The following is a 12,081-nucleotide window of genomic DNA, read 5'->3' as shown; positions in this document are numbered from 1 at the left end:
CTTCTCCGGCTGGCCGAAGTAGCCGGTCATCATCCCCGGCGAATGGCCGACGACCTCGCCAGTCGAGCCGGGCGGCAGCTCGTGGCCGGCTTCGTCGATCAGGCGGATGTCGTGGCCCTCCACCGGCCGCCCGACGGTGTGCAGCTTGTCGGGGTGCAGGTGCGCCTCCAGCATGCAGGTGCCGCCGCCTTCGGTCATGCCGTAGAACTCGATCAGCCCGCCGGGCCAGCGGGCGACGACGTCGGCCTTCAGCTCGGCCGGGAACGGCGCGCTGGTGCAGAACTTGAACTTGAACGACGACAGGTCGTGCTCGCCGAAGCGCGGGCTGGCCATGATGCGCCGGTACTGCACCGGAACCAGCATCGTGTGCGTGGCGCGGTGCCGTTCCGCGAGCGCGAGGTAGCCCTCGGCATCGAACTTCGCCATCAGCACGACCGTGCCGCCGAACGCGACGGCCGGGAAGAAGACGACCAGCGTGGTGTTCGAATAGAGCGGCGTCGCCAGGAGAGCCACCGTGCTCGCGTCGTAGTCGTAGCGGCCGCCGCGGGCGACGTGCGACCAGCGCATGCCGTGCGGCTGGACGATGCCTTTGGGCGTGCCCGTCGTGCCCGAGGAATAGATGATGTTGAAGGGCGCCTGCGGCGCCAGCGTCACCTCCCGCGGCTGCGTGCCGGCAGGGGCCAGCCAGCTGTCGAAGCTCGGGCCGGGCGCGATGGTGTCCAGGCTGATGCAGGCCGGCCGGTCCCCTGCAGCGCCGGGCCCCGCGGCAGTCTTCCTCGGGCCGGCCGTGGCGTGATCGACGCCGCCGCCCATCGCATCGAGCGCCGCGGCATCGACGAACAGCAGGCGCGCGTTGGCGTCGGCGAGCATCGAGGCGAAGCTCGCCGGCGTCGATGACGGCGCCAGCGGTGCGACGACGACGCCGGCCCGCAGCGCGCCGAGGAAGATCGCTGCGTAGCGGGCCGAGCTCGCAGCGCAGATGGCGATCGCCTCGCCTTCGCCGACGCCGTCGCGCTGCAGCGACGCGGCGACGCGGTCCATCAGCGCATGGAGGCCGGCGTAGTCTAGAAAAGCCGAGCCGTCGACGATCGCGGGGTGCGTCGGCCGCAGCCGGGCATGGTCACGGATCGTGTCCGCGATCTCGCGATACGCCAGGTTCGCGCCCGGGGTCGCATCGCTGGTCGGTGCGCTCATGGCGGTGCTGCCTGCGCCCGCGGCCGCCGCACCATCCTCTCGAGCAGGCTCTCCAGGGCGGCGTCGAGGTCGTCGCAGCGGCCGGTGTGGACGGCCGAGGTCTGGATGCTCGTGCTGCGCGGTGCCACGAGCCAGTGGAAACGCTCGCGCAGCGCCAGGCGGCCGATCGGTCCGGCGCCCGCGCCTCCGACGCAGATCGCCGCAATCGCAGCGAGCGCGCCCTGGAAGACGCGCGGGTCGAGCGCCGCGTCGAGCGCCAGCGGCCGGACCTCGTCGACGTCGAAGCGGGCGCGCAGGTAGGCGCGCTCGTCGGACGAAACGATCGCCCCGACGTTCACGAACTCGCCGCGCTCGACATGCGGGACGACGCGGACGATCGCGTAGTCATACGTGCATGGCGTGGGCACGGCGGGCCTCCTCGACGAAAGCGCGCGGCGATGCGAGCCGCTGCTGCAGGAAGCGAAGGTAGACATCGCGTGGCGGGCCTGCTCCCGGGTCGTATCCCGGGTCGGCGAGCCATGCGTCCGGGACGAGGGCGACGACGTCCTGCAGCGCCCGGGCATCCAGGCGCTCCGTCATCTCGGCGTCGTTCTCGGAGAGCCGCGTCGCGGCGCCGAGCAGAACGTGGTCCCGGATCAGCGGGAAGGCGTTCGTCGCCTGGGCGGGGAAGGCGGGCCAGTCGTGGTGGAAGTACAGGGCCGCGCCGTGATCGATCAGCCACGGGCGGCGATGCCACACCAGCAGGTTGGCGTTGCGAGGCGTGCGGTCGAGGTTGGCGATGAAGGCGTCGAACCATACGATTCGCGAGGCCAGCTCGGCGTCGATGCCGTCGGCGACCGGGTCGAACGACAGGGCGCCCGGCAGGTAGTCGATGGCGAAGTTGAGACCGGCGCTGGCCCGGATCAGGTCCTGGATCTCCGGGTCCGGCTCGGTCCGGGCGAGGTCGGCGTCGAGCTCCGCGAAGACGATCTCCGGCACGGGCAGGCCGAGGCGGCGACCGATCTCGCCCGCCAGGAGCTCGGCCACCAGCGCCTTCACGCCCTGGCCCGCGCCACGGAACTTGAGGACGTAGAGGCCCTCGTCGTCGGCCTCGACGATCGCGGGCAGCGAGCCGCCTTCCCGCAACGGCGTCAGGTAGCGGGTTGCGGCGACGGTTCGCAGGCCGGGCATGAAGCGGGCAATTCTAGGAGGCGCGGGCTGGCCGCAGGCTCGCCCCGGCATCCCTTGAAATTGGCCGGCGCGCCGCCATGTCGGCCCGGCTGCTCGCGGCCAGCCCGCGCCCGGCGGACGCCCGCCCCCCACCAGAAGAAGACAGCCGATGGACAAGCAAACCCTTTCCTTCCAGGCCGAGGTCAAGCAGATCCTGCACCTCGTCACGCACTCCCTCTACTCCAACAAGGAGATCTTCCTGCGCGAGATGATCTCGAACGCGTCGGACGCCTGCGACAAGCTCCGCTTCGAGGCGATCGGCAACGAGGAGCTGTTCGAGGACGACCCGAACCTGGAGGTGCGGGTCAGCTTCGACGCCGAGGCGAAGACCATCACCATCGCCGACAACGGCATCGGCATGTCGAGCGAGGAGGCCGTGGCCCACCTCGGCACCATCGCCAAGAGCGGCACGCGGGAGTTCATGACGGCGCTCGAGGGCGACCAGAAGAAGGACGCGCAGCTGATCGGCCAGTTCGGTGTCGGCTTCTACTCCGGCTTCATCGTCGCCGATCGGATCACGGTCGAGTCGCGTCGTGCCGGCCTGCCGGCGGAGCAGGGCGTGCGCTGGAGCTCCGAAGGCGCCGGCGACTTCGAGGTCGAGTCGATCGAGCATGCCACGCGCGGCACCAGCGTCGTCCTGCACCTGCGCGAGGGCGAAGAGGAATTCCTCTCCAGCTGGAAGCTGAAGTCGATCATCTCCAAGTACTCCGACCACATCTCGCTGCCGATCCTGATGCAGAAGGAGGAGTGGGACGCCGAGGCCAAGAAGCAGGTCACGAAGGACGAGTGGGCCCCTGTCAACAAGGCGGCGGCGCTGTGGGCTCGGCCGAAGGCGGAGATCACGAAGGAGCAGTACGAGGAGTTCTACAAGCAGATCAGCTACGACACGGAAGCGCCGCTCGCCTACACGCACAACCGCGTCGAGGGCCGCAGCGAATACACGCAGCTGCTCTACATCCCGGCCAAGGCGCCGTTCGATCTCTGGAACCGTGACAAGCGCGGCGGCGTCAAGCTCTACGTGAAGCGTGTCTTCATCATGGACGACGCCGAGGCGCTGATGCCGGTCTACCTGCGCTTCGTCAAGGGCGTGATCGACTCGAGCGACCTGCCGCTCAACGTGAGCCGCGAGCTGCTGCAGGAAAGCCGCGACGTGAAGGGCATCCGCGAAGGCTCGACCAAGCGGGTACTGTCGATGCTCGAGGCGCTGGCCGAAAGCGAGGACCAGGCCGACAAGGACAAGTACGCCGCGTTCTGGAAGGACTTCGGCGTCGTTCTCAAGGAAGGGATAGGCGAGGACTTCGCCAACCGCGAGCGGCTCACCAAGCTCTACCGCTTCCATTCGACGGCGGTCGACGACGGCGGCACGCCGAGCGTGTCGCTGCCCGACTACGTCAAGCGCATGAAGGAGGGCCAGGAAGCCATCTACTGCGTGACCGCCGATACGCTGGCGACAGCGAAGAACAGCCCGCAGCTCGAGATCTTCCGCAAGAAGGGCATCGAGGTTCTGCTGCTGATCGACCGCGTCGACGAGTGGCTGCTGTCGCACCTGTACGAGTTCGACGGCCATCCGCTGCAGAGCGTCGCCAAGGGCTCGGTCGACCTCGGCAAGCTCGAGGACGAAGCCGAGAAGAAGCAGGCCGAGGAAGCGGCGACGGCGTTCCAGCCCACCCTCGAGCGACTGAAGACGGCGCTGAAAGACCGGGCCAAGGACGTGCGCGTGACGACGCGGCTGGTCGACTCGCCGGCCTGCCTCGTCGTCGAGGAAGGCGACATGAGCGGGCACCTCGCGCGCATGCTGAAGCAGGCGGGCCAGGCCGCGCCGGCGGGGCAGCCGATCCTCGAGGTCAACACCGGCCATGCGCTGGTGAAGCGGCTCGAGTCCAGCGAGCACTTCGACGAGCTGGCCCACATCCTCTTCGACCAGGCCCTGCTCGCCGAAGGCGGCCAGCTGGAAGACCCCGCCGCCTACGTGCGGCGCGTCAACGCACTGCTCGCCGCCTAGCCGCTTGCTCTCTTCTGCCTTTCAGGCGGGGCTGCCGAGCGGCGGTTCCGCAAGCGCCTGCAGCTGCTCGCCGAGCCGCGTGCACTGGTCGGCCCAGTAGGCGGGGCTGGCGAACCACGGGAAGGCGATCGGGAAGGCCGGGTCGCTCCAGCGGCGGGCGATCCAGGCGCTGTGGTGGAGCATGCGCAGGGTGCGCAGGGGCTCGACCAGGCGAAGCTCGCGCCAGTCGAAATCCATGAACGCCTCGTAGCCTTCCAGCACGTCGAGGAGCTGGCGCGTCATGGCGCCGCGGTCGCCCGACAGCAGCATCCACAGGTCCTGCACGGCCGGGCCGGTGACGGCGTCGTCGAGGTCGACGAAGTGCGGGCCGGCGTCGGTCCACAGCACGTTGCCCGGGTGGCAGTCGCCGTGCAGGCGCAGGCGTCGCGTCTGGGTGGCGTCGAAGGCCTGGCGGCAGAGATCGAGCGCTTGCCCGGCGAGCGCGTCCCAGCGGCCGGCCACGTCGTCGGAGACGAGGCCGCGCTCGAGCAGGAACGACCGGCTGATGTCGCCGTAGGTCGCCACGTCGAGCGTGAGGCGGTGCGCGAAGGGGGCAACGGCGCCCACGGCGTGCATCCGGCCGATGTAGCGGCCGAGCCAGCGCAGCACCTCGGGATCCTCCAGCTCAGGCGCGCGGCCGGCTAGCCGCTCCGCGACGCCGAAGCGGATCGCGCCGGAGGCCTCGATGTCGACGCTCGCGAGCGTCGCACCCACCGCGGACACGTTGCCCGCGTGCGGTGAGTCGAGGTCAACGGTCAGGGGCACCGGTGCACCGACCGGGATCTCGGCCGCCGCGAGCTCGGTGGCGAAGGCATGCTCCTCCAGGATCTGGGCGTCGCTCCAGCGGGCCGGCCGATAGAACTTGGCCACGATGACCCGGCCCGTTTCGAGGAAGACCTGGAAGACGCGGTTCTCGTACGAATTGAGCTGGATCAGCCGTCCGTCGCCTCGGAGCCCGACGCCGTCGAGCGCATCCAGCACCACGCCCGGCGTCAGGCCGGCGTAGGGCGTGCCTGCCGGGTTCAGGGCGCCATCGTGGGTCGGGTTCATCGGTGGCGCCCGAGGCGCGCCGGGAGACGGCGGCTAGTGATGCGACGATCGCCAGGACCGCACCGGCGGTTCATCCACCACCACCGCTGCGATGTCATCGGGCGCCGCCGCGACGGCCGCCCCGGGGTGGCGCGCCGAGCCATTGCGCCCGCCGGCCGCCGGGGACTCGACGCCGTTGCGTGCGGCCCTGCCGGCTGCGGAAGCCGACAGGCTGGCGAACTCGCTGTTGCCGAGGCTGTCGTAGCGGTTGTCCGGGGCGAAGAAGGAGTCCTGGAAGAGGGACGAGTCCTGCCAGAGCGCGCTCCGCTGCGCCCGCCGGCTGGCCACCGTGCTGGCGAGCGAGTCGCGAGCCTCGTGCAGGTCCCGAGGCGGGGCGCCGCCGGGCTGCGGCGCCCGCGCCGTGGCGGCGGTGCTGCTCGGGACCAGCAACTGCAGCTCCGCGGCAGTGGGCAGGTTGTCGACGGGGCAGCGCAGGTACCGGATCCGGCAGGCGCCAAGCACCGACTGCTTGATCTGCAGGATGCGGCGCGAATTGCCGCGGTCCGTGTCGAGGTCGATCGCGGCCAGGACGCGGCCGTTCGCGCTGCAGACGGCGAAGGTCACGTTGGTGGCGCCGAGGAGGTCGTACCAGAACCGGACCTGGGACGGATCGGTCGGCTGCGAAAAGCGCACCAGCGGCAGCTTCGACAGCACGATGTGGTGCGGCAGGGCCTCGCGGAGGAGCTTGTAGACCCTTCGTTCGTCGGCTGAGAAAACGGGCCGTGGCGACAACGCCCATTCGGTGGGCAGTGGCGTCGCGCGCTTGGGCCGACGAACAAACCAGATGCCGGCGAAGACCGTGACCGCAAGCAGCAGGAGGACGCCCAGCGCTGCGATCCACGGATTCACTTGCATGGCGGCCTGTTCACTCTTGGAGGTGATGGCCTGGCGACGTCCGTCAGGCGTGAGCCTGCATGTTAGCGGGCGAATCGGCCCGCACCATCCCATCCACCGCACCTGAGGTGTACGGAATTTCGCGGAGACGCTAGGTGCCGCCGGCGGGTTCGGCGTCGGCGTGGCGGTCGGTCTCCGGCTCCGCGCGGCGCGCCCGCAGCTTGAAGCGGTAGTCGATCTCGGCCACCTGGTCGACAAGGATCTGGTCGAGGTGCGACGCCAGACTGTCCGGCGCCAGCTTCAGCCACGCTTCCGACTCGGAACCGTCGCGCTCGACGGTCGCTCCGGCGTTGCGGGCAATCTTCAGCATCGCCGTGTTCTCGCTCAAGGCATGGATGAACAGCGTCCCGACGCCGCGATTGCGGGCATGCAGCGTCGCGTGCTCGAACAGCCGGGCACCGAAGCCGCGTCGGCGCGCCTTGGGCAGCACCGACACGCCGAATTCGGACTGGGCCGGCCGGTCCCGGCCGGGTTCCGCAGGGCGGTGCGCGAGGTGCGCCAGGGCGATCAGCTCGAGCCGGCGGTTGAAGATGCCGAAGACTTCATCCTGGGTGAAATCAATCGTGTCGACGTAGCGCGCGATCTGCGCGTCCGACGCGGCATACCCGAAGCGCAGGTACCGGGAGCGCTCGTCGAGGGCCAGCAGATGGGTGACGATGCGTTCGCGGTGGCGGGGCCCGAGGGAGCGGATCGGGACCCAGGTCCAGCTCGTGCCGGAGCCGCCGGCGGACGACGGGTTGCCTGTCTCTCCGGCGCTGCCGCCGTCGTCCGGGGCGTTCCCGCGCTGGCGGGCAGCAAGAACCAAGGCTGGACTCGGCTCGGCCGTGGTGGTGGCGCAGGGCATGGCAGTTCTCGACTAGGGTTTTCCCGTAGTGTAGGCGCCACGTTTAGAGGACGTGCACCACGCCGTGGATCCGGCCTACTGTCCGAGGCCGGCCGAGCCTGGCACCGCTGCTATAATCATGGGCTTTTCGCTCGTTGCCTCGGCGAGAAAGCGATCCGGCCCGACCGAGAGCCCGCCAGACGAAGCGGTGCCGATCGACGGCCCAGAGGCGTACTCCTTTTTCAGCGACCCCATGAAAACCTTCAGCGCCAAGCCGGCCGAAGTGACGCATGAGTGGTTTGTGATCGACGCGACCGACAAGGTCTTGGGCAGGGTGGCCAGTGAAGTCGCCCTCCGCCTGCGCGGCAAGCACAAACCCATCTACACGCCTCACGTCGACACGGGTGACTTCATCGTCATAGTCAATGCGGACAAGATCCGCGTCACCGGCAACAAGGCCGACGACAAGATCTACTACCGGCACTCGGGCTACCCGGGCGGAATCCGGGCCATGAAGTTCAAGGACATGCAGTCCCGCTTCCCCGGCCGTGCCCTCGAGAAAGCCGTCAAGGGCATGTTGCCCAAGGGCCCGCTCGGCTACGCCATGATCAAGAAGCTGAAGGTCTATGCGGGTGAGACGCACCCGCACAGCGCGCAGCAGCCCAAGAAACTCGACATTCTTCAGGACGGTGCCCGATGATCGGAAACTGGAACTACGGGACCGGTCGCCGCAAGTCGTCGGTGGCGCGCGTCTTCATCAAGAAGGGGACCGGCCAGATCCTCGTCAACGGAAAGTCGGTCGAGGACTATTTCGGCCGGCAGACGTCCATCATGGTCGTTCGCCAGCCTTTGGTGCTGACCGCGAACGATGCCGCTTTCGACGTCAAGGTCAACGTCCACGGCGGTGGCGAGACCGGACAGGCCGGTGCGGTGCGCCACGGCATCACCCGTGCGCTCATCGACTACGACGCTGCCCTGAAGCCCGACCTGAGCCGGGCCGGCTTCGTGACGCGCGATGCGCGCGAAGTCGAGCGCAAGAAGGTCGGCCTCCACGGTGCGCGTCGTCGCAAGCAGTTCAGCAAGCGCTGATCGGCGTCGAGCCGCGAACGAGAGCCGCCTTCGGGCGGCTCTTGTATTTGTGCCCGCGGAGCCCACCTCCGCATGACCGGCGTCGCACTCGGCGCCCTTCGATCGCAGATAATGCCGGTCGGACCTTCCAGGAGAGACCATGAGCGCACTTCTCGACAACATCGCTGCTTCCCCTGAAGCCGATGCGCCACCCGTGCCGCTGGTCTTCACCGACAGCGCTGCCAATAAGGTGAAGGAACTCGTCGACGAGGAGGGCAATCCCGACCTGAAGCTGCGCGTCTTCGTCCAGGGCGGCGGCTGTTCCGGCTTCCAGTACGGCTTCACCTTCGACGAGATCGTCAACGACGACGATACCTCGATGGAGAAAAACGGCGTCACCCTCCTGATCGACGCGATGAGCCTGCAGTACCTGGCCGGCGCCGAGATCGACTACAAGGACGATCTGCAGGGTGCGCAGTTTGTGATCAAGAACCCGAACGCGACGACGACCTGCGGCTGCGGCTCCAGCTTTTCCGCCTGATCCAGGACCGCGGGCCTCCTCGATCCCAGAAGCCGCCGCCAGGCGGCTTTTTTGTGCCCGCCGCCGCCGGTCACCCGGCGGGATACAAGGCGCCAAGCACCCTGGGCCCGGAAGCGCCGGTCACCGCCGGCAAGTTGCCAGGCGATCGGCGCACGAAAGCCTGCGCCAGCCAGGCGAACGCCGCTGCCTCCACCTGATCCGGCGCCAGGCCCCGCGCACTGCTCGGCACCACCGCCGCCGGCAGGAGTAATCGGGCAAGCCGGGCCACGAGGTCGCCGTTGAACGCGCCGCCGCCACAGACGATCATTTCTTGAGCCGAACCGGCGTGGGAGCGGAAGGCGTCGGCGCAGGTCCGTGCCGTGAACTCGGCAAGGGTCGCCTGGACATCTTCATCCCGGACCCTTCCAGGGGCGGCTGCGGCATCCAGTTGTCGATCGAGCCAATCGCGATTGAACAGGTCGCGGCCGGTGCTCTTCGGTGGCGTCTGGGCGAGAAATGGCTCGGCGAGGAGTGTGTGCAGCAGCCTGGCGTCCACCTGGCCTGTCGCCGCCCAGGAGCCGTTCCGATCGAAAGCCTGCCCCAGCCTGCTTGCGCACCAGGCATCGAGCAGGGCGTTGCCAGGGCCGCAGTCGAAGCCGATCGCACCCTTGCTGCCGCTCAGACAGGTGATGTTGGCCATTCCACCCAGGTTCAGCACGGCCACCGGTGCGTCGCCTCGGCCGAACATCGCCCGATGGAACGCGGGTGCCAGCGGCGCGCCCTGGCCACCGGCGGCGACATCGCGGCTTCTGAAGTCGGCGACGACGTCGATGCCGCAAAGCTCGGCCAGGAGGGCAGGGGCGTTCAGCTGCACGGTATAGCCCGTGCCGTCGAACTCGCCGGGCCGATGCCTCACGGTCTGCCCATGACAGCCAACCGCTGCAAATCGCTCAGGCGCCAGCCCCGTCTCATGCAGGAGCACTTCCACGACCGTGGCGTAGCTACGCGCCAGCGAGTTGGCAGCGAGGTACGCCCGGTGCATCTCGTCCGCGGAGCTCCGGTTCAGCGCCAGCAACTCGGCCTGCAGCGGCGCGCCGAAGCCGACGTGGGCGTGGCCGAGGATGCGCAGCGGCTGCGTTTCGGCCGCTGGACCGAAGTCGACCGCGACGCCGTCGACCCCGTCGAGCGAGGTGCCCGACATCAGGCCGATGAAGCAGGTCTGCACGCGCGCCGTGGCGCTGTCGGGCTACTCGCCCAGCTGCGATGCGCGAGCGACGGTCTGGGCGACGGCGAGCTGGGCTCGCGCACCCTCGGCCAGCTGCGCAAACTGCGCCTTCGCAGCCGGCGCAATGACGACGCCTAGCGAGGTCTGGGCGACGACCAGCGGGTCCTGCTGGATGCCGTCGATCTTGACCTCGAAATGCAGGTGCGGGCCGGTCGCCCACCCGGTCGAGCCTACCGCGCCAATGACCGCGCCTTGCTCGACGCGATCGCCCTTGGCCACGTCGACGCGGCTGAGGTGCGCGTAGACGGTCGTGCGGTCCGCGTCGTGCTTGACGTGGACGACGTTGCCGTAGCCGTTCTGCCATCCGGAGAACTCGACGACGCCCTCGCCGACGGTGCGGACCGGCGTACCGGTCGGGGCGCTGTAGTCGACGCCGTTGTGCTGCTTCCAGGTGTTCATGATCGGATGGACGCGCATCGCGAAGCCGGAGGTCACGCGCGAGAACTCGAGCGGGCTGGCCAGGAACGAACGCTGCTTGCTCTGCCCGTCGAGGCCGAAGTAGGCGCCCTTGCTGCCCGGGGCCTGGAACCAGACGGCAGAGTGGGTCTGGTTGCGGTTGACGAACTCGGCCGCCAGGATGCGACCGTTCGCCGGTGCCCAGGTAATCGCCTCGCCGTCGGCGGTGAGCGCCTCGTAGACGATGGAGAACGTGGCGCCCTTCTTCAGCTCGCGCCGGAAGTCGATGTCGGTGGCGAAGATCTCGGCGATCTGTGTCGCCACGTTGTCGGGAATGCCGGCCTCGTCCGTCGCGGCGAACAGGGAGGCGCGCACGGTGCCGCTGGCCATGAGCGGCCGCGACGCAAGGGGTGCCAGCACCGTGTAGGCGACCAGATGGTTGCCGACGCGCTCGACGCGAAGACGTGTGAAGTGCGTCGGCAGCTTGTCAAGGCCGGGTGCGGCGTAGCGAGCGGTGAGCTCGTCGAGCCTGCCGGTCGAGTCGACCCGGACCTGGACCCGCTTGCCGCCGCGCCCGTCCAGGAGCTTGCGAGCGACGGGGTCCGTGCGCAGGAAGGCCGCCGCTTCCGCATCGCTGACGGCCAGACGCGCGAGCAGCGAATCGGCCGTGTCGCCGGCGCGGGTGATCTCGTTGCGGAACAGCGTGAGATCGTGGTCGGCGAGCGCGTCGAGCTGCGACGCGAGGTCAGCGGTGGCGACGCTCTCGATCACCGTCCGCTGGGGCAGCGCGGACACATCGGGGACCATCGGCGCCACGCCGAAGGCCGTGGCAGCGAAGCCGGCCAGGCCCAGCGAGACCGTGCTGGCCAGGGTCTTCGGATAACGGGACGAGAAGCTGGCGACGTGCGCTGCAGCGTAGCCCCATGCCATGTCGATCGTGGACAGCAATTTCAATTTTCAGCGGAGCGCGTTGCCCGGTCGGCGGCACGGCGGGTGCGAACCCGGCGCCTCGGTTGCTCTTCACCGCCCCGGCGCCACTAGAATCGTGACGTTCGGCCGGCCTCGTGTAGGACGTTTCTGGCGGCGCTGTAGGAAGCCGCTGCGCAGTATAGCGACACTGTCCCGAGCGACTCCCCGAAAAGCCTGCCGAATGTCTGCCTTTCCTGCTGCCCCCGGGCAAGTGTCGAAACACGAGGTTTCAGCGTCGGTGCGCGAGGCCTTGGCGATCTCGCGAAGGCGCTGCAGCGAGCTCCTGCCGGAATCGGAATGGGTCGCCAAGCTCGTCCGTTCGGAAGTCACGAACATTCCCTTGCGGATCAAGCTAGGGCTCGATCCGACCGCGCCCGACATCCACCTCGGGCACACGGTGGTCCTGGACAAGCTGCGCGACTTGCAGGACCTGGGTCACACCGTCATTTTCCTGATCGGCGACCCGTCGGGCCGCAACACGACCCGCCCGCCCCTGACCCGGGCCCAGATCGAGGCCAACGCCAGGACCTACTACGCCCAGGCCAGCCTGGTGCTCGACCCGGCGCGAACCGAGATCCGCTACAACTCGGAGT

12 protein-coding genes and 1 pseudogene are annotated in these 12,081 nt (G+C 68.9%); 5 read left to right on the top strand and 8 right to left on the bottom strand.

The genetic code is table 11. The annotated features are described in order from the left end of the window. From AC30N0_RS08390 to AC30N0_RS08380, 3 genes are all read right to left on the bottom strand, one after another. Positions 1 to 1,194, bottom strand: a 1,194-nt coding sequence (locus AC30N0_RS08390) for a class I adenylate-forming enzyme family protein (protein ID WP_489517469.1), incomplete at its 3' end; no start/stop codon positions are given. Further along, positions 1,191 to 1,601 carry a DUF3037 domain-containing protein gene (locus tag AC30N0_RS08385; protein WP_489517468.1) on the bottom strand — a complete coding sequence of 137 codons (411 nt, stop codon included), beginning with the start codon at positions 1,599 to 1,601 and terminating at the stop codon, positions 1,191 to 1,193. The genes AC30N0_RS08390 and AC30N0_RS08385, both read right to left, overlap by 4 nt. Beyond that, positions 1,579 to 2,364 (bottom strand): HipA family kinase, encoded by a 786-nt coding sequence (locus tag AC30N0_RS08380; protein ID WP_489517467.1) that lies wholly within the window; start codon positions 2,362 to 2,364, stop codon positions 1,579 to 1,581. Before AC30N0_RS08380 ends, AC30N0_RS08385 begins: the two co-directional genes overlap by 23 nt. Before the next feature lie 148 nt (positions 2,365 to 2,512). Here AC30N0_RS08380 and htpG point away from each other — a divergent pair, with 148 nt between their 5' ends. Further along, positions 2,513 to 4,405 carry a molecular chaperone HtpG gene (htpG, locus tag AC30N0_RS08375; protein ID WP_489517466.1) on the top strand — a complete coding sequence of 631 codons (1,893 nt, stop codon included), beginning with the start codon at positions 2,513 to 2,515 and terminating at the stop codon, positions 4,403 to 4,405. Positions 4,406 to 4,426: 21 nt separating this feature from the next. On the opposite strand, the gene AC30N0_RS08370 is transcribed toward htpG, so the two are convergent. Genes AC30N0_RS08370 through AC30N0_RS08360 form a run of 3 tightly spaced genes read right to left on the bottom strand, consistent with a single transcriptional unit; the run spans position 4,427 to position 7,271 of the window. Next, the gene (locus tag AC30N0_RS08370) at positions 4,427 to 5,494 is read right to left on the bottom strand and encodes a serine/threonine protein kinase (RefSeq protein ID WP_489517465.1); all 1,068 of its coding nucleotides are present in this window, start codon (positions 5,492 to 5,494) and stop codon (positions 4,427 to 4,429) included. A 33-nt stretch (positions 5,495 to 5,527) separates the two neighbouring features. Next, positions 5,528 to 6,481: a DUF2726 domain-containing protein gene (locus AC30N0_RS08365; protein WP_489517464.1), complete on the bottom strand. Its 954-nt coding sequence runs from the start codon at positions 6,479 to 6,481 to the stop codon at positions 5,528 to 5,530. 37 nt (positions 6,482 to 6,518) lie between these two features. Beyond that, complete coding sequence (locus AC30N0_RS08360; protein WP_489517463.1) at positions 6,519 to 7,271, bottom strand: GNAT family N-acetyltransferase; 753 nt, start codon at positions 7,269 to 7,271, stop codon at positions 6,519 to 6,521. A gap of 232 nt (positions 7,272 to 7,503) precedes the next feature. Between AC30N0_RS08360 and rplM the strand changes: the two genes are divergently transcribed. The 3 genes from rplM (at position 7,504) to erpA (ending at position 8,859) form a co-directional block, all read left to right on the top strand. After that, positions 7,504 to 7,950: a 50S ribosomal protein L13 gene (rplM, locus tag AC30N0_RS08355; RefSeq protein ID WP_489517470.1), complete on the top strand. Its 447-nt coding sequence runs from the start codon at positions 7,504 to 7,506 to the stop codon at positions 7,948 to 7,950. Beyond that, the gene (gene rpsI / locus AC30N0_RS08350) at positions 7,947 to 8,339 is read left to right on the top strand and encodes a 30S ribosomal protein S9 (RefSeq protein WP_489517462.1); all 393 of its coding nucleotides are present in this window, start codon (positions 7,947 to 7,949) and stop codon (positions 8,337 to 8,339) included. Before rplM ends, rpsI begins: the two co-directional genes overlap by 4 nt. Before the next feature lie 139 nt (positions 8,340 to 8,478). Continuing rightward, complete coding sequence (gene erpA, locus AC30N0_RS08345; RefSeq protein WP_489517461.1) at positions 8,479 to 8,859, top strand: iron-sulfur cluster insertion protein ErpA; 381 nt, start codon at positions 8,479 to 8,481, stop codon at positions 8,857 to 8,859. Positions 8,860 to 8,929: 70 nt separating this feature from the next. Here erpA and AC30N0_RS08340 read toward each other — a convergent pair whose 3' ends face one another. Further along, on the bottom strand, positions 8,930 to 10,063 hold the full coding sequence (locus AC30N0_RS08340; RefSeq protein WP_489517460.1) for an anhydro-N-acetylmuramic acid kinase: 1,134 nt from the start codon (positions 10,061 to 10,063) through the stop codon (positions 8,930 to 8,932). Between the two features lie 21 nt (positions 10,064 to 10,084). Next, positions 10,085 to 11,467: a peptidoglycan DD-metalloendopeptidase family protein gene (locus tag AC30N0_RS08335; RefSeq protein ID WP_489517459.1), complete on the bottom strand. Its 1,383-nt coding sequence runs from the start codon at positions 11,465 to 11,467 to the stop codon at positions 10,085 to 10,087. Positions 11,468 to 11,669: 202 nt separating this feature from the next. Between AC30N0_RS08335 and AC30N0_RS08330 the strand changes: the two are divergent. After that, positions 11,670 to 12,081, top strand: a pseudogene (locus AC30N0_RS08330) (tyrosine--tRNA ligase); the annotation flags it as partial.

Source organism: Rhizobacter sp., assembly GCF_031412495.1.
Lineage (GTDB): Bacteria > Pseudomonadota > Gammaproteobacteria > Burkholderiales > Burkholderiaceae_C > Schlegelella_A.
This window is presented reverse-complemented; position numbering and strand designations above follow the sequence as displayed.